Here is an 18,452-nt window from a genome sequence, read left to right as displayed (position 1 = left end):
CCAGAGACAGATGGAGGTCCGTTTCGCATGAGCACGCCAGAGTCCGACGGTCGCCCGGACGAGCCCCGCTCCGCGCGGTGGGCGTTCGAAACCAAACAGGTCCACGCCGGACAGACCCCCGACAGCGCGACCAACGCGCGGGCGCTGCCCATCTACCAGACCACGTCGTACACCTTCGACAGCACCGAGCACGCCGCCGCGCTGTTCGGTCTGGCCGAAACCGGCAACATCTACACGCGGATCATGAACCCGACTCAGGACGTCGTCGAGCAGCGCATCGCGGCCCTCGAGGGTGGTGTCGCCGCACTGTTCCTGGCCTCCGGTCAAGCGGCCGAGCACTTCGCGATCCTGAACCTGGCCAACGCCGGTGACCACATCGTGTCCAGTCCGCGGCTCTACGGCGGTACCTACAACCTGTTCCACTACACGCTGCCCAAGATCGGCATCGAGGTCAGCTTCGTCGAGGACCCCGACGACCTCGAGTCCTGGCGCGCGGCGGTGCGTCCCAACACCAAGGCGTTCTTCGCCGAGTCGATCTCCAACCCGCAGATCGACATCCTCGACATTCCCAACGTCGCCGCGGTCGCCCACGACGCCGGGGTGCCCCTGATCGTCGACAACACGATCCCCACGCCCTACCTGATCCAACCGTTGAGCCATGGCGCCGACATCGTCGTGCACTCGGCCACCAAGTACCTGGGCGGCCACGGCGCGGCCATCGCAGGCGTGATCGTCGACGGCGGCACGTTCGACTGGACCAACGGGAAGTTCCCCGGGTTCACCGAACCCGACCCCAGCTACCACGGTGTCGTGTTCGCCGAGCTGGGCCCACCGGCCTTCGCTTTGAAGGCACGCGTGCAACTGCTGCGCGACCTGGGTTCGGCGGCGTCACCGTTCAACGCGTTCCTGATCGCCCAGGGCTTGGAGACGTTGAGCCTGCGCGTCGAGCGCCACGTCGCCAACGCACAGAAAGTGGCCGAGTACCTCGCGGGACACGATGACGTCATCTCGGTGAACTACGCAGGGTTGCCGTCGTCTCCCTGGCATGAGCTCGGAAAGAAACTGGCGCCGAAGGGAACCGGCGCCGTGCTCGCCTTCGAGCTGGCGGGAGGGGTCGACGCCGGAAAGGCCTTCGTCAATGCGTTGACCTTGCACAGCCACGTCGCCAACATCGGCGATGTGCGGTCGCTGGTGATCCATCCGGCTTCCACCACGCATGCGCAGCTCTCACCGGAGGAGCAGTTGGCGACCGGGGTCACGCCCGGGCTGGTGCGCCTGGCGGTCGGCATCGAGGGCATCGACGACATCCTGGCCGATCTCGAGCAGGGCTTCGCCGCCGCCAAGCCGTTCAGCTCGGCGGGCAGATCCGATCCGAACACCACGGCGGCGTTCTGATGACCCTGTCCGACCTGGAAGTCGAGGTACCACTCCTGAACCTGCCCGCGGAAGGCGAGATCGGCGTGGTCGACATCGGCCCGCTGAAGCTGGAGAACGGCGCGGTCATCGACGACGTGTCGATCGCCGTGCAGCGCTGGGGCGAGTTGTCGCCGGCGCGCGACAACGTCGTCGTCGTGCTGCACGCGCTGACCGGCGACTCGCACATCACCGGTCCGGCAGGGCCCGACCACCCGACCCCCGGCTGGTGGGACGGTGTCGCCGGTCCCGGCGGACCCATCGACACCGACCGCTGGTGCGCGGTGGCGACCAATGTGCTCGGCGGGTGCCGCGGCTCGACCGGCCCCAGCTCACTGCATCCCGACGGCAAGGCCTGGGGTTCGCGCTTTCCGCTCGTCTCGGTCCGGGACCAGGTGCGAGCCGACATCGCCGCGCTGGAGGCGTTCGGCATCACCGAGGTCGCCGCGGTGATCGGCGGCTCACTGGGTGGTGCCCGCGCGCTGGAGTGGATGGTCGGCCATCCGGACAGGGTGCGCGCGGGGCTGGTGCTGGCGGTCGGCGCGCGTGCCACCGCCGACCAGATCGGCACCCAGAGCTCGCAGGTCGCTGCGATCAAAGCCGATCCGAACTGGCAGAACGGCGACTACTACGGCACGGGTCTGTCCCCCGATGTCGGCATGGCTATCGCCCGCCGGTTCGCCCATCTGACCTATCGCGGGGAGCTCGAGCTCGACACCCGCTTCGCCAACGATCCGCAAGGCGATGAGGAGCCCGGTCTCGGCGGCCGCTACGCGGTGCAGAGCTATCTGGAACATCAGGGCCGAAAGCTGGTGGCGCGGTTCGATGCGGGCACGTATGTGAGCCTCACCGAGGCGCTGTCGAGCCACGACGTCGGACGCGGCCGCGGAGGTGTCGAGGCCGCGTTGCGCGGCTGTCCGGTGCCGGCGGTGGTCGGCGGCATCACCTCCGACCGGCTCTACCCACTTCGGCTGCAGGAGGAGTTGGCCGAGTTGCTGCCGGGCTGCGCCGGGCTGGACGTCGTGGAGTCGATCTACGGGCATGACGGCTTCCTGGTGGAGACCGACGCGGTCTACAAGCTGATCCGCCGCACGCTGGAGCTGGCAGCAAAATGAGTCTGCGGTGAGCCGGCCGGAACGCGATCGATCGCTGTCCTTCGGCGCGGAAGCCGCCGCCTACGAACGCGGGAGGCCGTCGTATCCCCCCGACGCGATCGACTGGCTGCTGCCGTCGGATGCCGCCAAGGTGCTCGACCTCGGGGCCGGTACGGGCAAGCTGACCACGCGTCTCGTGGAGCGCGGCCTCGACGTCGTCGCCGTCGATCCGATCCCGGAGATGCTCGAGCTGCTGAGTCGTTCGCTTCCCGAGACGCCCGCTCTGCTCGGCACCGCCGAGGAGATTCCGCTGCCCGACGACAGCGTGGACGCCGTGCTGGTGGCTCAGGCCTGGCACTGGTTCGACCCCGAGATCGCGGTCAAGGAGGTGGCCCGCGTGCTGCGCCCCGGCGGTCGGCTGGGCCTGGTGTGGAACACCCGCGACGAGCGGCTGGGCTGGGTTAAAGACCTCGGCCGCATCATCGGTCACGAGAACGATCCGTTCAGCAACACCGTGTCGCTGCCCGAGCCGTTCACCGGTGTCGAACGTCATCAGGTCGAGTGGACCAATTACCTGACCCCGCAAGCGCTCATCGACCTGGTCGCGTCCCGCAGCTACTGCATCACGTCGCCGGAGAAGGTGCGCGCCAGGACGTTGGACCGAGTGCGCGAGCTGCTGTCAACCCATCCGGCGCTGGCCAACTCGACCGGTTTGGCGCTGCCGTACGTCACGGTGTGTATCCGCGCTTCGCTGGCCTGACAGTCGCATCGAAGCCGACGCTTTGGCGGAAAAAGAGGAGTAAAACCCGCCAAAACGTCGGGCTCGGCGAATGAAACCGGATTCAGCTCGTGCCCAGCGGGTCGATGGTCCAGGCAACGTAGAGCATCGTCGCGCTGACGGTCGCGGTGGTGACGAAGTCGACGCCCCGGCTGCGCACCGCCAGCAACCCCGCGCGGTCGTCGCTCAACAGCAGACGCAGCGCGGCCGCCACGCCCACCCCGATCGCCATCACCAGCGCGCCGCGTCGCCAATAGCCCGCGACGACGAGGACGAACGCGGCGGCGAAGATCAGGCCGACCGACCAGAACGGCCATTGACCGGCGAAAACCTTGCGCGCGAACTCCTTGGGCGTCACGAGCCGGCCAGTACCTCCGCGCGTTCGACCACATTCGTCAGCAGGAACGCACGGGTCAGCGGCCCGACGCCGCCCGGATTGGGCGATACGTGCCCGGCGATATCCCAGACGTCGGGATGCACGTCGCCGACGAGCTTGCCGTTCTCGTCGCGGCTGACCCCGACGTCGACGACCGCCGCCCCGGGCCGCACCATCTCGGCGGTCACCATGTGCGGCATGCCCGCCGCGGCGATGATGATGTCGGCCTCCCGGGCCAACTCCGGAAGATGACGAGTCGCGGTGTGGCACAACGTGACCGTCGCGTTCTCCGAACGACGCGTCAGCAGCAGCCCGAGCGGGCGACCGACCGTCACGCCGCGCCCGATGATCACGACCTGCGCGCCGGCGATCTCCACCTCGTAGCGGCGCAACAGGTGCACGATCCCGCGCGGGGTGCACGGCAGCGGGGCGGGTTCGTTGAGGACCAGCCGGCCGAGGTTTCTCGGGTGCAGGCCGTCGGCATCCTTGCCCGGATCGACGCGCTCCAGTGCGGCGTTCTCGTTGAGGTGCTTGGGCAGCGGCAACTGCACGATGTAACCCGTGCACTCGGGGTTGGCGTTGAGTTCGTCGATCGTCTCGTCGAGAGTGGCCTGACTGATGTCTGCGGGCAGATCGCGGCGGATCGAGTTGATGCCGACCTTCGCGCAGTCGGAGTGCTTGCCGCGCACGTAGGCATGCGAGCCGGGGTCGTCGCCGACGAGCACGGTGCCCAGTCCCGGCGTGCAGCCCGCCGCGGTGAGCGCCGCGACGCGTTCTTTGAGGTCGACGAAGATCTCGTCGCGCGTAGCCTTGCCGTCCAGCGTGATCGCACCCACGGGTGCCAGTCTGGCATGCTCACTTTCTATGAACACGGCGATGAGCCTCTCGGGCGAACAGCACAGCAACCTGCCCAATGTGTTCGCCCCCGCCAAGCTCGGCCCGGTGACGCTGCGCAACCGGATCATCAAGGCGGCGACATTCGAGGCGTCGACGCCGAACGCGCTCGTCACCGACGATCTGATCAACTACCACCGGCTGCCCGCCGCCGGCGGAGTCGGGATGACGACGGTCGCCTACTGCGCGGTCGCCCCCGGTGGGCGCACCGACGGCTGGCAGATCTGGATGCGTCCGGAGGCGGTGCCGGGACTGAAGCGGCTGACGGAGGCGATCCACGCCGAGGGCGCCGCGATCAGCGCCCAGATCGGCCATGCCGGCCCCGTGGCGAACGCGCGGACCAACAAGGCCAAGGCGCTGGCGCCGATCCGTTTTTTCAACCCGCTGTCGATGCGGTTCGCCAAGAAGGCCACCCGTGACGACATCCGCGAGGTCACCGAGGCGCACGCCAACGCCGCGCGCCTGGCCATCGAATCCGGTTTCGACGCGGTCGAGATCCATCTCGGCCACAACTATCTCGCCAGCTCGTTCCTCAGCCCGTTGCTCAATCGGCGCACCGACGAGTTCGGTGGCTCGCTGGAGAACCGCGCGAAGGTGGCGCGTGGGGTGGTCACGGCCGTACGGCGCGCCGTCGAGAAGGAGGGCAACCCGATCGCGGTGACCGCCAAACTCACCATGTCCGACGGTGTGCGCGGCGGGATCAGCATCGAGGAGTCGTTGCAGACCGCGAAGTGGCTGGAAGAAGACGGCGGCCTGGACGCCATCGAGTTGACGGCGGGCAGTTCTCTGGTCAACCCGATGTACCTGTTCCGCGGCGAAGCCCCGGTCAAGGAGTTCGCCGGCGCGTTCAAACCACCACTGCGGTGGGGCATTCGGATGACCGGCAAGAAGTTCCTTCGTGAGTACCCCTATCGCGAGGCGTTCCTGCTGCGCGACGCCAAGCTGTTCCGCGCCGAGCTCAAGCTGCCGCTGATCCTGTTGGGCGGCATCACCAATCGCGAGACGATGGACCTGGCGATGGCCGAGGGTTTCGACTTCGTGGCGATGGGCCGCGCGCTGCTGGCCGAACCCGATCTGCTCAACCGCATCCAGGCCGACAGTTCGGTGCGGTCGATCTGCGATCACTGCAACAAGTGCATGCCGACGATCTACAGCCACACCCGCTGCGTGCTGACGGGTGCGCCGGACAACTATCAGCCGTCGACGGCGGACCGCGGCTCGACGTAGGCCACCATCGGTTCGGTCACCAACACGCGGTCTCCAGCGGTCACGACGAGTTCCTTCGCCGAGAACGTGTACGTGGCGCCCTCGTTCTCGACGGTGAAGACGCCGTCATTGTTTTCGACCGCCGGCGCGGTCAGCACCAGACCGTCGCTCATCCGCACCCCGCGGTACTCGTAACTGCCGCCGCGTTTGCAGATCGCGACGAGCGCGAACTGCGTACGGCCCAAAGCCGTTGGCTGCCACGGCGCCTCGCAACGGGCTTCGGAGTCGACGAACCCGTGCGCGTCGATGGCAATGGTGCTCTGCGCGTCGACCGTCGGCGCCAGGAACGCCGCCGCCACACAGAGTCCGCCAATGCCGACGACCAGAAACGGCGCCCGAGACACCATGACCTATGGTGACCACGTTTGGGCGCCATCCGCGCGCGACTCGCCGGGCGACGGCTAACTTTCGTCAGTGGGCCGCGGCGTGCGGACCGGCAGGCAAGCGCCGCGGTCGACCGTGCGGGTGACGCACCGCGTGGTCGGACCATCGCGTTCGAGGTGCCTACCGTTAGAGTTGGCGTCGATGAACCGACCCGCCCCACCCGCGCTGACCGTTCGGTACGACGGATCGACCCGAACCTTCGCGGCGGGGAATGACGTCGTCATCGGCCGCGACCTCCGCGCCGACGTTCGCATCGCCCATCCACTGATCTCCCGTGCGCATCTGGTGTTGCGCTTCGATCAGGGCCGCTGGGTCGCGATCGACAACGGCAGCCTCAACGGGATGTTCGTCGACAACCGCAGGGTCCCCGCGGTCGATATCCACGACGGTCAGACGGTCAACATCGGCAATCCCGACGGTCCGCGACTGACCTTCGAGATCGGGCGCCATCAGGGTGCGGTGGGCCGGACACCGACCGTGGCGGTGCCGATCGGCAACCAGCGACCCGTGGGCAACTACCCCACCCCTCCCCCGTCGGTTTCGGGGCCGCACTCGACTCCCCACACCGCGCGGTCATACGGCCCACCGCGGGGGCAGGCGCGTCCGCAACCGAGCTATCCGGGCGGGCCTCCCCCGCCCCGCTATCCCAGCACGCCGCAGCCCGCGGCCTATACGAGCCCGCCGCAGCCGGTACGCCAGCCGATATCGTCACCGGCGCTCGAATCGGCCACGGCGATGGGACCGACCGCCGCCCCGCGCTCCAGCGAGGGCAACCTCGCCACGAGCATGCTCAAGATCCTGCGGCCGGCCGGCAGGCCCGCCGACAACGTCCCCGGCGCAGTCAAGATCGGTCGCGCCACCGACAACGACATCGTCGTACCGGACGTGCTGGCCTCGCGCCACCACGCCACCCTGGTTCCGACGGCGGCCGGCACCGAGATCATCGACAACCGCAGCATCAACGGCACGTTCGTCAACGGTGCGCGTGTGGAGTCCGCGGTGCTCCGCGACGGCGACACGGTCACGATCGGCAACGTCGACCTCGTCTTCTCCGGCGGCACACTGGTCCGCCGCACGGAGACCGAGGCCGCCACCCGCACCGGCGGGCTGGAGGTACACGGCGTCACGTGGACCATCGAGAACGACAAGACGCTGCTGGAAAACATCTCGATCGCCGCGCGGCCCGGCACGCTGACGGCCGTCATCGGCCCCTCGGGCGCCGGCAAGTCGACGTTCGCGCGGTTGGTCGCCGGCTACACCCATCCGACGACGGGCACGGTGACCTTCGAGGGCCACAACGTGCACGCCGAGTACGCATCACTGCGCTCCCGGATCGGGATGGTTCCGCAGGACGACGTCGTCCACGGGCAGTTGACCGTACGTCAGGCGCTGATGTACGCCGCCGAACTGCGCCTGCCGCCCGACACCACGAAAGCCGACCGCGAACAGGTCGTCATGCAGGTGCTCGAGGAACTCGAGATGACCAATCATCTGGAGACCCGCGTCGACAAGCTCTCCGGCGGCCAGCGCAAGCGCGCCTCGGTTGCGCTCGAACTGTTGACCGGCCCGTCGCTGCTGATCCTCGACGAGCCGACCTCGGGCCTGGATCCCGCGCTGGACCGCCAGGTCATGACGATGCTGCGGCAACTGGCCGACGCCGGACGCGTCGTGCTGGTCGTCACGCACTCGCTGACCTACCTCGACGTCTGCGATCAGGTTCTGCTGTTGGCGCCCGGCGGCAAGACCGCGTTCTACGGCCCGCCCAGCCAGATCGGCCCGTCGATGGGCACGACCAACTGGGCCGACATCTTCAGCTCGGTGGCCAGCGATCCCGATGCGGCCAACGAGCGCTTCCTTTCCAGGCACGGGTCCCCGCCGCCGCCACCGCCGACCGAAGAGCCCTCCGATCTGGGCAGCCCGACGAGTACGAGCGTGTGGCGACAGTTCTCCACGATCGCGCGCCGTCAGGTGCGGCTGGTGGTGTCCGACCGCGGCTACTTCGCGTTCCTGATGTTGCTGCCGTTCATCATGGGCGTGCTGTCGTTGTCGGTGCCCGGCGACGTCGGATTCGGTGTGCCGGTGCCCGCGATACAGGGTGGCGCGGCGCCCAACGAGCCGGGTCAGATCCTGGTCATGCTCAACGTCGGCGCGATCTTCATGGGCACCGCGCTGACCATCCGGGCGCTGATCGGGGAGCGGGCGATCTTCCGCCGCGAGCAGGCCGTCGGATTGTCCACGACGGCATACCTTTTGGCGAAGGTCTTCGTGTTCACGATGTTCGCGATCGTGCAGTCGGCGATCGTGACGGCGATCGCGATCATCGGGAAGGGTTGGGGGCCCGGCGCCGTCGACAGCGGTGCGCTCATCGGTAACCGCAGCATCGAGTTGTTCGTCGACATCGCGGTGACGACGGTGGCCGCGGCGATGGTCGGGCTGGCGCTCTCGGCACTGGCGAGGTCCAACGAACAGATCATGCCGCTGCTGGTGGTGGCGATCATGTCGCAGCTGGTGTTCTCGGGCGGGATGATCCCGGTGACGGACCGGATCGTGCTCGATCAGATGTCGTGGTTCACCCCTGCCCGTTGGGGTTTCGCGGCTTCGGCGTCGACGATCGACCTGATCCGGTTGGTTCCCGGCCCGTTGACGCCCAACGACCGACATTGGGAACACAGCGCCGGAACGTGGCTGTTCGACATCGCGATGCTCGGGCTGATCTGCATCGGCTACACGGCGTTCGTGCGCTGGCGTATCCGGCTGGCCAGCGCCTAGCGTCCGTGCACCTCGGGATGGATCGCGTTCAGCTGCGCGCTGTCCCAATAGCCGCGTTGATAAGCGATCTTGCCGTCGCGCACCAGAAAGAACCCGCACCCGCGAAACCCGTCGGGGTCGGTCCATTCGAGCGCGCCCCACTCGCCATCGACAAGCAGGTTGACGGGGGTGCAGGTGAGAGGACCGGCATCGAATGTGTCGCGGTGAAACCGCTCGATGGCGTCGCGGCCGACGGCGGGCTGCAACGCGATCTGGTGGTTGACGGCGTCCTCGGCGTACAGGCCGGAAAGGGCTGCCGCGTCACCGGCATTGAAGAGTTCGACCCATCGTTCGACGACCTGCCGGGTAGCGCTCATCGGGCCGGGGCCAGCCGCTTGAGCGCCAACCCTCCTTCGAAGGGGCGATTACCGAAGGCGGGCGGAGAGATATAACCCGTATCTTCCAACGGCGTATGCACTTCGGCGACCGTCGGACCGATCTCCGCTGCGACCGGGACGAGGGCGGTGAGGTCGAACCGGTACAACCGGGCGGCATTGCCGGCGAGGATCTTGCGGCACACGTCCTCGGGCTGGTCGTGCAGCGCCCAGCGGATCGCCAGCTTGGAGTGCGGCGCGAAGCCCTCCTCGTGCGGGTAGTCGCTACCCCACATGACGTGGTCGGCGCCGATGTAGTCGATTGTCGAGGACTCGTACGGCGTCAACTCCGATGCCAGATAACAGTTCCGCTTGGCGTAATCGCTGGGCGCCATGGTCAGTTCGTCGATCGACGAGCCGCCGAACATTCCGTACGTTCTGTTGCCCGCTTCGGATTTCATCGAGGGCACCATGATGTCGAGCATCATCATCTGGTTCTGCAACCACAGCGTGCCCTGCTCCGTCGGCACGAACCGCAACGTCGGATGCCGCTCGAACACACCGGCGAGGATGAGGTGCGAAACGGTGCGCTGCGCCCACATCGCCATCTCGGTTACCAACACCGCATTCGAGGCCGGCTGATCCATCGGCATGATCGGGCTACCGGCCCCGGCGTGCTGAACGACGGTCAGGTCCAGTTCGGCGCACAGTGTCCAGATTGGTTCGTAACGAGTGTGGAACAGCGGTGCGACGTTCGGGTCGCCCGGTGACACCGCAGGCAGCAGCACGCCGCCGAAGCAATCCTGTTCTGCGCCCCAACGGATTTCGTCGAGGGCCAGCTCGACGTCGTTGGGGAAGACCTGAATGAGTCCTCGGCGCCGCGCCGGAGCCAGCGAGCAGAAGTCGATCTGCCAGCGGTTGTGAGCCTGCACCCCGGCCCACCGCTTCTCGAACTCGTCACGGGTGCGAGGCAACGTGATGGTGATGTTCGGCGTGGTCGGGAAGAACGGCGGAACGGTGTTGGGAAGCAACACCTCGGCCGCCACCCCGTCGGCGTCCATCTCCGACATCCGCAGCTCGTGGCTCCAGTTGCGCTGCGCGGTCGCGATGATCAGGTCGTCGAACGGGCTCACGTAGCTCGCGGCCCACGCGTCGAAGTCATCGTGGAGCCGGGCGGGCAGGTAGGGCTTGTAATGCCGCAGGTCGGCCCCCGCGTGAGTGTCGGTGGAGATGACGACGTACCGATCGAGGGTGTCCCAGGTGGCGGCCATGGACCCATTGTTTCTCCGGGCAGACGGTCGCGCGCCGATTTCGGTGCTATTGGCGCGGAGTCATTCCGCGTGAATGTCAAGTCCGTGCGCTGCGGCGAAGGCCTGAGCCTGATCGACGTCGATCCTCACGCCGGTCAGGCTCGCGGTGGTCCACAGCGACGCATCGGTCCTGGCGCCGCGCAACACCGCCTTGCGCAGATCGGCGTCAACCGGTGTGATCGGCCGCAGCCGGCTTTCGTTGAACACCGACCCCAGCATGCTGGACTGCCGAAACGAGCTGTGGTTGCAGGATCGCCCGCTCGAACCTGCAGTGCCGGAACGCCGAACCGGCATGCTTCGACTCGGTGAGGTCGACTCCGCGGAATTACATTCGTCGCGAAAGTCACGGCCGGTGAATTCCTCGTCGCTCCAGTGTCTTTCGTCGGGGTACACTCGGTCAACCAGGCAGGCTGGCGAGCGCGTACTCGGTGATCGCGATCAAGGCCGCCTTGGCGGACTGCCGATCACGCGCGTCGACAGTGATCACCCGAATGTGCTCGGAAAGCGCCAACGCCTTACGCACTGCGGCGGCGGGATGCCTTGGCGCACCGTCGAACTGATTGATCGCGACGAGGAACGGCAGGTTGCGCGCCTCGAAGAAGTCGACCGCGGCGAAGCTGTCCTGCAGACGTCGCACGTCGACCAGGATGATGGCTCCGATCGCCCCGCGGACGAGGTCGTCCCACATGAACCAGAACCTGCGCTGACCGGGAGTGCCGAACAGATATAACACCAGGTCGTCGGCCAGGGTGATGCGACCGAAGTCCATCGCCACCGTCGTGGTGTTCTTCTGGGGTGTGGCTTCCAGGCCGTCGACGCCCGCCGAGGCGGTGGTCACCAACGCCTCGGTCCGCAGCGGCATGATCTCGGAGACCGCGCCGACGAACGTCGTCTTGCCGGCGCCGAAGCCGCCGGAGATGACGATCTTCGAAGAAGTCGGCTGCCGCGATGTGTGCGGCGCTCGGCGTTCCTCAGAGTGCCTTGAGGCCACGCAGTGTCCTTCCCATCAGCTCACGTCTTTCGTCGACGTCGGTCGACTCGCCCAGTGTGCAACCGACCGCCACATAACCCTGCGTCACGAGATCCCCGATGAGTACCCGCGCCACGCCGAGCGGCAGCGACAACTTCACGGCGATCTCGGCAACCGACGGGTGGTCGACGCACATCGCCACGATCTGCCCGCGTACGTCGTTACCCGGCCAGCGCGGCGATGTGGCCGAGCCGAGCGTCTCGATCGGCGCTTCCAGCGGTAGCCGCACGCGCGAGTCGGTACGGCCCGCGGTCAGGATGTAGGGCCGGACCAGGCTCGGCTCGGCCGTGACGTCGCCCTCCCACTGGTCCATCGGCGGCTCACGAATGCTGGGATGCGCGCCGTCGTGCCGACTGGACGACGGTGCCTACCCGCTCGACCAAAACCGCCATCTCGTAACCGATTTGGCCGATGTTGCAGTTGCGTGCCGCCAGGGTGGCCAGGTTCGAACCGTCGCCGACCCGCATCAGCAGCAGGTAGCCGTTCTCCATCTCGACCACCGACTGCAACACGTGGCCCCCGTCGAGCAGTTGCGCCGCACCCGTGGACAGGCTCGCAAGTCCAGAGGCCACCGCCGCGAGTTGGTCGGCCCGCTCGGTGGGGATGTGTTCACTGGCCGCCATCAGCAGCCCGTCGGCCGATACCAGCACGGCGTGGGTCACCCCTGACACCTCGCGAGCGAATTTGGACACCAGCCAGTCGAGCGAATCACGCTGCGTTGATTGCGGCGCGTGGGTCATTCGATATCGGTTCCTCTGGTCTCTCGTGCGTGCGAGCGGCCGGCGTGCACCCCACCGAAGTGGCTGCTGATGCTGGCGCGGACGGCCTCCGGATCCCGCTGCGGGGTCCCCGGCTCAGTGCCGAACACAGCCGCCGATGCTACCTCGGCGGTCTTCGCGGCGCCCGGCACGAGGCGGGCGCCGGGGGTGCGCACCGGAAGGCCCTCGTCGGTGGTTTCCGTGACCGGGGTCTCGTCGGCGGCGGCGGCTGCCGACCAGCCATGGTCCCAGACCGATTTCCAGTTCAGGTCCTCGCTGTTGGCGAGTTCCGTCGGGTCGACGAGCCACTCCGAAAGCATGCTCTGGTAGATCGAGTCGTCGGCATCGGCCGGCTCCGTCGCCTGGGCCCGCGCCGCAAAGAAACTCGAGGTGTCTGTCGGCCGGCCGGTCGGTTCCGGCTCGCGTTCCTCAACCGGTTCTTCCGGGATGGCCGCGATACCGCTGGCGCCGGGATCGCGCTTCGGCAAGAACCCTTCGTCGTACTCGGGGTCCGCGTGATCCTCGTCGAGCGCCAGCGCCGTCGCGATCCCCGCATGGGCATCGGCAGGCGTGGCGTATTCGGGAGCGCTGAACTGGTGCGGCTCCCCGGGTCGCCTCAGCAACTCCGCCGGCACGTAGACACCCGCGGTGGTGCCCGAATCCGGCTCGTCACGGATGGTCGAACGCAACCGGACCACCAGCCCGTGCTGCGCGGCGAGGCGACCGACCACGAACAACCCCATGTGCCGCGCGGTGTACGGATCGACCTGTCCGCCCGACTGCAGGCGGGTGTTGGCCACCCGCAGGTCCGACTCGGTCATGCCGAGCCCGATGTCACAAACCTCGATGACCAGTCCGCCGTTGGCGGTGTGTACGGCCGACACCCGCACCTGCGAGATCGGCGGGGAATAGCGCAGCGCGTTGTCGAGCAGTTCGGCGAGCAGGTGGACCAGGTCGCCGGCGACCGCGCCGACGACCTCACTGTCGGGAACGGTCGCGGTGACGACCCGGGTGTAGTCCTCGACCTCGGAGGCCGCGGCGTTGATCACCGCCGAAACCGGAACCGGCTCAGCCTGTTCGCGCGGCACTTTCGCGCCCGACAGCACCAGCAGGTTCGCGCCGTTGCGGCGCATCCGGGCGGCCAGGTGGTCCAGCCGGAACAGGTTCTCCAACCGTTCGGGGTCCTCCTCGTTGCGCTCCAGGCGGTCGATCAATGCCAGCTGCTGGTCGACCAGCGAGCGGCTGCGCCGCGAGAGCGTCTCGAACATGTCGCCGATCTGCGACTGCAACCGCGACTGTTCGGCGGCGAGGAAGACGGCCTGCTCGTGGAGTTCGTCGACGGCATGCGCGACCTGCCCCACCTCTTCGGTCGTGTGCACCGGGATCGGCGTGATCTGGGAGGCGTCGCCACCGGCACGCACCCGCTCGATCTCCGCGCCGAGGTCTTCGTGGGCGACCTTGAGCGCGCTGTCCCGTAGCCGCCGAAGCGGTCGCACCAGCGTGCGCGCCACCACGATCACGATGATCAGGGCGAGCAGCATCGACACACCGACGACGACCGCGTCGCGGATCAGGGTGGTGCGCTGGGCATCGGCTCGATCACGGACGGCCGAGGTGACCGCCTCGGTGGTCTGCTCGATGATCTGGCGGGCGATCTGATCGGTCGCGGCCACCGACCGCAGCAGTTCGGGGTTGTTGACCAGTGGCACCGCCGGATCTGTCATCAGCGCCATCCGCTTGACGAACTCGGCCTGCAGCTTCTCGGCGTCGGGCGATCCGACTCCGAGCACCTGGTTCATACCGAACAGCGTCGACGGCTCGGTGCCGGCGAGCGCGATCACCGCGGTGCGTAACTCGGGCTCGGGCAGCTCCGCGCCGCGGGTGAGGGCAAGCGTCAGCATCGTCATCTGGCCGCGCGCCCCGATCGCCCGGGCTAGACCGACCGTCTCCGCGCGGATGCGTTCGTCGTCGACGCGGACCGAGCCGGTCACCGCATCCTGGGCGGGCAACAGCAGCAGCGCGTACGCCTGAATGCTGTCGCGCAGACCGATGCTGTTCGAGGTGATCTTGTCCATCAACGCCTGACCGTCGTTGATCATGGCGGTGATGCCCTGGCCGACGTCGGGTGCGACGTCGGTCGCCGCCATCCGGAGCTGGAGCTCACGACGGTTGCTGTCGAAGCGGGACAGCGCAGCCTGCATGTCCCCGTTGGTCGAGGTGGCCAGCATCGCGGTTTCCAACCCGGCCATGTATTTCTCGATCGCGGACACCATTTCGGCGCGATCGGCGGCGCGCCGCAGCTCGGTTTCCGCGGTCACGTCGTTGTGGATGCGTAAGCCGCCGAACGTCCCGGCCACGATCAACGGCACCAAGACGATCGCGAACACCTTCCACCGGACCGGCCAATTGGACAGTGCCCACCGCGACGGCCGCTTGACCGGTCGCTGCGGTTCGCGTTCGAAGTCGATCAGCGCGCCGTCGGACTGCTGGGGTTGGGAGAACACGCTCATCGGCATACGTCCGTTCGGAAACTTCCCACTGATTTCTGATCTGCCCACCCGGCGGGCGCGTTCCGGCCCTGGCAATTGGACGAGTATGCCAGCGATGTGCGGCCGAATCCACCATTCTTACTGAACGGACAGAGTTCATAATCGCAGGTCGAAGGCGGTGGGCGCGCCCCGCCGGCTACGCAGGGCGAAGGATCGCGACCAGGAAGTCGGAGTGCTCGGTGAACGGCCGCAGATCCCACGTGGACAACAGCAGATCCTGCGCGAGTCCGGCGTTCGAGGCGTCGGCGAGAAAGTCGGCGAACGCGTAGTCGCGGCCGGCGCCGAAGCCGATCACCGCCCGCCCGTCGTCCTTGAGATGGGCACGCATCCGGGTGAGCACCTCACCCCGGGTGCTCGGCGCCAGGAAGGTCATGACGTTGCCCGCCGACAGGATGACATCGAATCCTTCGGCGATGCCGCGGGCGGGCAGGTCGAGTTCGGCCAGGTCGCCGACGAGCCACTGCGGGCCGGGATGGTCCTGTTCGGCCGCCTCGATCAGCGCGGGGTCGACGTCGACGCCGACGACGCGATGACCGGCCGCGGCGAGATGGCCACCCAGCCGGCCCGGTCCGCAGCCGGCATCGAGGATGTGGGCGCCGCGGGGAGCCAACGCGTCGACCAGGCGCGCCTCGCCCGCCAGATCGTCACCGGCTCGCGCCATCGCGCGGAAGCGCTCGATATACCAGTGGGAATGGCCAGGATCGGCGGCCACCTTCTGCATCCAGAGGCTCTGCGCGACCATGCGAGCATTATCCCTTGGCCCGAAGCGCTGCCCCACCGAGAGGTCGTCGTTGTTCAAGCTGATGTTCTACTCGCCGCGCATCGCGCCCAATACGGGCAACGCGATCCGGATGGTGGCGGCCACCGGCTGCGAACTGCATCTGGTGGAGCCGATGGGATTCGACCTGTCCGAGCCCAAGCTGCGCCGGGCCGGCCTGGATTATCACGACCTGGCGTCGGTGACCGTTCACCGCGACCTGGCCAGCGCGTGGACCGCGATGGCGCCCGAGCGGGTCTTCGCGTTCACCGCGCACGCGACGACGTCGTTCACCGACATCGAGTACCGACCGGGCGACGTGCTGATGTTCGGACCGGAGCCCACCGGTCTCGACGACGCGACGCTGGGCGACCCGCACATCACCGCGCAACTGCGGATACCGATGCTGCCCGGCAGGCGCTCACTGAACCTGTCCAACGCGGCCGCGGTCGCGGTGTACGAGGCGTGGCGTCAGCACGGGTTCAGCGGCGCGCTCTGAGTGTCACCACGAATTGAAGTGGGCGACCTGCTCGACGGGTAGCCGCTTGGCGGGGCGGAAGTCGGTGCCCTTGGTGTAGGCGATCGGGAACAGCCCGCCCTGGCGGTACTCGTCGAATGGAATGCCCAAGACCTCCGCGGCCAGCTGCTCGCCCTTGCCGACCAGATGCAAGGTCGTCCACGCCGAGCCGAGGCCGCGCGAACGCAGCGCGAGCATGTAGCTCCACACCGCGGGAAGCAGCGAGCCCCAGAACCCCGCGCTTCCCGCCACCGCGTCCTGCGGGCTGCCGGCCAGGCATGGAACGAGCATCACGGGCACCTCGTGCAGGTGATCGTTGAGGTATTTCGCGGAATCGGTGACCCGCGGGCGTTGCTCGTCGCGCTCATCGCCGTAGGTCGGCTTGGGCGCATCGAGGTACGGCGTCGCATTGTGTCGATAGATGTCGGCAAGTGCCTTCTTCTTGGCCGGGTCGTCGACGAAAACCCATTGCCAGCCCTGAGCATTCGAGCCCGTCGGCGCCTGCACAGCAATCTCGAGACACTCCATTAGCACCTCGCGTGGTACCGGCTTCTCGAGATCCAGCCGTTTGCGCACCGAACGAGTGGTGGTCAGGACTTCGTCGACGGACAGGTTCAAAGTCATTTTTCGAGACTACATTCGCTTCATGGCAGTCAATCTCACCCAAGAGGTCATCGACAGGCTCTCCGCCGACAAGCATGGCTGGTTGACCACAGTGGCCAAGTCGGGACAGCCGGTGCCCCGCTTGGTGTGGTTCTGCTTCGACGGCACCGACGTGTTCGTCTACAGCGAACCCGGTGCCGGCAAGGTCAGGCACATCAGGGCGCATCCGCGCGTCAGCCTGAACCTGGACTCCGACGGGAACGGCGGCGGGATCATCGTCGTCGGCGGAACCGCAACCGTCGATGCCGAGAACGCGAATCCGCTGCAGGACGAACGGTATCGCGCGAAATACGTCGAATACGCGGCAAGTCTCGGCTTCACCGACGAGTTCCTCTCCGCTTACGACACGCGGCTGAAGATCAGCATCGACAAGGTCTGGACCACACCGACCGAGGGTTAGCGAACCGCGTGCGCCGGAGCGGTTTTCGCCGGGCGCACCACTAGGGCACACAGCCCGACGGCGGCGATCGCCACGAACGCGATTCGCCCGCCGACGGAGTCGATGAGAGCACCGGCCGCGGGGGCACCCAAGGCTTGACCGGCCGCGAGCGTGAAGAACGACAGCCCGACCCCGGTCGAGGTGCTGTCGGGATACAGCCGTGCGCCCCACAGCAACGCCAAACCGGTCAAGGCGATGTAGGCGGCCCCGAACAGCGTGGCGGCACCGACGATGACACCGAGGTTCGACGGGGCGGCGGCCAACAACGCCGTCGCGCAGGCCATCGCGACGGTCGCGCCGACCCAGGCCCAGTGCAATCCGACCCGCTGCACAGCATCACCCGCGAACGCCCCCGCGATGCCCGCTGCGCCGATGACGATCCACAACAACGACGAGCGAGCGGCGTCGGCGCCGCCCACCGTGGTGATCAGGTCGCGGCCGAACGTCCACACCGCAACGCTGCCGACGCCCGTCAGCAAGGACGCCAGCAGCAAGCCGAATGTGCCTGGGCGCCAGAGTGGTTCGACCCGTCTCGCGGCCCGCTGCGAGGAGGTCGGCACGGCGAGGAACACCCAGATCGTCACCCCCGCCGACACCAGGGCGTACACCACCCACGCGGCCCGCCAGTGACTCAGCAACAGCAACGCGATCGGCGCCGACAGCACCACACCGATTCCAGTGCCCCCGTTGACCACGGTCTGCGCGCGTTCCGCCGTGTTCGGCGGCACGTGTTCGGCGACCGCTGCGGCCAGCGGAGGTGAGACGATGCCGGTGCTACACCCGGCGACCAGCACCCCTATCGCGAGTACCGCCGCCGAAGGCGCCACCGCGATGATCGAAATACCCAGTGTCGCAACGACTCCGGCGGCAACCGCGACCCGTCGTGCGCCGATGCGGTCGGTCAGCAGCAGGCTGGCGGTGATCGCCGCGCAGTAGCCGATGTAGCTTCCCGCGCCGATCACCCCGGCGACGGTCGAGCTCAGGCCGAAGGTCTCGCCGAACACCGGCGCGAACAGTCCGTAGGAGAACCGTCCGAAGCCGTAGCAGCAGGCGATCAGCGCGGTGCCCGCACCGACGAGGAGGTAGACGGGTCGCTGCACCG

At 67.7% G+C, this 18,452-nt stretch carries 19 protein-coding genes and 1 pseudogene; 7 read left to right on the top strand and 13 right to left on the bottom strand.

What is annotated here, in order from left to right; translation table 11 throughout:
- Positions 1-27: 27 nt before the first annotated feature.
- Genes AU193_RS14595 through AU193_RS14585 form a run of 3 tightly spaced genes read left to right on the top strand, consistent with a single transcriptional unit; the run spans position 28 to position 3,267 of the window.
- On the top strand, positions 28-1,395 hold the full coding sequence (locus AU193_RS14595) for a bifunctional o-acetylhomoserine/o-acetylserine sulfhydrylase (RefSeq protein WP_064423064.1): 1,368 nt from the start codon (positions 28-30) through the stop codon (positions 1,393-1,395).
- The gene (locus tag AU193_RS14590) at positions 1,395-2,528 is read left to right on the top strand and encodes a homoserine O-acetyltransferase (RefSeq protein WP_064423063.1); all 1,134 of its coding nucleotides are present in this window, start codon (positions 1,395-1,397) and stop codon (positions 2,526-2,528) included. The genes AU193_RS14595 and AU193_RS14590 overlap by 1 nt, the downstream gene beginning before the upstream one ends.
- Positions 2,529-2,535: 7 nt before the next feature.
- A complete protein-coding gene (locus AU193_RS14585) occupies positions 2,536-3,267 on the top strand; it encodes a class I SAM-dependent methyltransferase (protein ID WP_064423062.1) in 732 nt (243 codons plus the stop codon).
- Between the two features lie 82 nt (positions 3,268-3,349).
- Here the strand turns inward: AU193_RS14585 and AU193_RS14580 are convergent, their stop codons facing one another.
- Positions 3,350-3,643: a DUF3017 domain-containing protein gene (locus AU193_RS14580; RefSeq protein ID WP_064423061.1), complete on the bottom strand. Its 294-nt coding sequence runs from the start codon at positions 3,641-3,643 to the stop codon at positions 3,350-3,352.
- A complete protein-coding gene (locus tag AU193_RS14575) occupies positions 3,640-4,497 on the bottom strand; it encodes a bifunctional methylenetetrahydrofolate dehydrogenase/methenyltetrahydrofolate cyclohydrolase (protein WP_172798308.1) in 858 nt (285 codons plus the stop codon). Before AU193_RS14575 ends, AU193_RS14580 begins: the two co-directional genes overlap by 4 nt.
- Positions 4,498-4,537: 40 nt before the next feature.
- Between AU193_RS14575 and AU193_RS14570 the strand changes: the two genes are divergently transcribed.
- The gene (locus AU193_RS14570; RefSeq protein WP_156425213.1) at positions 4,538-5,782 is read left to right on the top strand and encodes an NADH:flavin oxidoreductase; all 1,245 of its coding nucleotides are present in this window, start codon (positions 4,538-4,540) and stop codon (positions 5,780-5,782) included.
- Here AU193_RS14570 and AU193_RS14565 read toward each other — a convergent pair.
- Positions 5,749-6,165: a hypothetical protein gene (locus AU193_RS14565; RefSeq protein ID WP_156425212.1), complete on the bottom strand. Its 417-nt coding sequence runs from the start codon at positions 6,163-6,165 to the stop codon at positions 5,749-5,751. The genes AU193_RS14570 and AU193_RS14565 overlap by 34 nt on opposite strands.
- A gap of 181 nt (positions 6,166-6,346) precedes the next feature.
- Between AU193_RS14565 and AU193_RS14560 the strand changes: the two genes are divergently transcribed.
- The gene (locus tag AU193_RS14560) at positions 6,347-8,974 is read left to right on the top strand and encodes an FHA domain-containing protein (RefSeq protein WP_064423058.1); all 2,628 of its coding nucleotides are present in this window, start codon (positions 6,347-6,349) and stop codon (positions 8,972-8,974) included.
- Here AU193_RS14560 and AU193_RS14555 read toward each other — a convergent pair.
- From AU193_RS14555 to AU193_RS14520, 8 genes and pseudogenes are all read right to left on the bottom strand, one after another.
- Positions 8,971-9,330 carry a nuclear transport factor 2 family protein gene (locus AU193_RS14555; RefSeq protein ID WP_064423057.1) on the bottom strand — a complete coding sequence of 120 codons (360 nt, stop codon included), beginning with the start codon at positions 9,328-9,330 and terminating at the stop codon, positions 8,971-8,973. The genes AU193_RS14560 and AU193_RS14555 overlap by 4 nt on opposite strands.
- Positions 9,327-10,598: an amidohydrolase family protein gene (locus tag AU193_RS14550; protein ID WP_064423056.1), complete on the bottom strand. Its 1,272-nt coding sequence runs from the start codon at positions 10,596-10,598 to the stop codon at positions 9,327-9,329. Before AU193_RS14550 ends, AU193_RS14555 begins: the two co-directional genes overlap by 4 nt.
- Positions 10,599-10,658: 60 nt before the next feature.
- Positions 10,659-11,030 (bottom strand): annotated as a pseudogene (locus AU193_RS14545) (pentapeptide repeat-containing protein).
- A gap of 4 nt (positions 11,031-11,034) precedes the next feature.
- Complete coding sequence (locus AU193_RS14540) at positions 11,035-11,628, bottom strand: ATP/GTP-binding protein (protein WP_064423055.1); 594 nt, start codon at positions 11,626-11,628, stop codon at positions 11,035-11,037.
- Entirely contained in the window at positions 11,609-11,980 is a 372-nt protein-coding gene (locus AU193_RS14535; RefSeq protein ID WP_064423054.1) for a DUF742 domain-containing protein, read from the bottom strand. Before AU193_RS14535 ends, AU193_RS14540 begins: the two co-directional genes overlap by 20 nt.
- 7 nt (positions 11,981-11,987) lie before the next feature.
- Positions 11,988-12,407 (bottom strand): roadblock/LC7 domain-containing protein, encoded by a 420-nt coding sequence (locus AU193_RS14530; protein ID WP_064423053.1) that lies wholly within the window; start codon positions 12,405-12,407, stop codon positions 11,988-11,990.
- A complete protein-coding gene (locus tag AU193_RS14525; RefSeq protein WP_064423160.1) occupies positions 12,404-14,935 on the bottom strand; it encodes an ATP-binding protein in 2,532 nt (843 codons plus the stop codon). The genes AU193_RS14530 and AU193_RS14525 overlap by 4 nt, the downstream gene beginning before the upstream one ends.
- Positions 14,936-15,110: 175 nt before the next feature.
- Positions 15,111-15,716: a bifunctional 2-polyprenyl-6-hydroxyphenol methylase/3-demethylubiquinol 3-O-methyltransferase UbiG gene (locus tag AU193_RS14520; protein ID WP_064423052.1), complete on the bottom strand. Its 606-nt coding sequence runs from the start codon at positions 15,714-15,716 to the stop codon at positions 15,111-15,113.
- 49 nt (positions 15,717-15,765) lie between these two features.
- Here AU193_RS14520 and AU193_RS14515 point away from each other — a divergent pair, with 49 nt between their 5' ends.
- Positions 15,766-16,230 (top strand): tRNA (cytidine(34)-2'-O)-methyltransferase, encoded by a 465-nt coding sequence (locus tag AU193_RS14515; protein WP_064423051.1) that lies wholly within the window; start codon positions 15,766-15,768, stop codon positions 16,228-16,230.
- A 3-nt stretch (positions 16,231-16,233) separates the two neighbouring features.
- Here the strand turns inward: AU193_RS14515 and AU193_RS14510 are convergent, their stop codons facing one another.
- Positions 16,234-16,872, bottom strand: coding sequence for a nitroreductase family protein (locus AU193_RS14510; protein ID WP_064423050.1), 639 nt, complete (start codon positions 16,870-16,872; stop codon positions 16,234-16,236).
- Positions 16,873-16,894: 22 nt separating this feature from the next.
- On the opposite strand from AU193_RS14510, the gene AU193_RS14505 reads away from it, so the two are divergent.
- Positions 16,895-17,311, top strand: a complete 417-nt coding sequence (locus tag AU193_RS14505; RefSeq protein ID WP_064423049.1) for a TIGR03667 family PPOX class F420-dependent oxidoreductase — start codon at positions 16,895-16,897, stop codon at positions 17,309-17,311.
- On the opposite strand, the gene AU193_RS14500 is transcribed toward AU193_RS14505, so the two are convergent.
- Positions 17,308-18,450, bottom strand: a complete 1,143-nt coding sequence (locus AU193_RS14500) for an MFS transporter (protein ID WP_064423048.1) — start codon at positions 18,448-18,450, stop codon at positions 17,308-17,310. The genes AU193_RS14505 and AU193_RS14500 overlap by 4 nt on opposite strands.
- Between the last annotated feature and the right edge of the window lie 2 nt (positions 18,451-18,452).

The sequence above is a fragment of the Mycobacterium sp. GA-1285 genome, assembly GCF_001499905.1.
Taxonomy (GTDB): domain Bacteria; phylum Actinomycetota; class Actinomycetes; order Mycobacteriales; family Mycobacteriaceae; genus Mycobacterium.
Note: the sequence above shows the minus strand (reverse complement) of the source record. Positions and strands in the feature narration are given on the sequence as shown.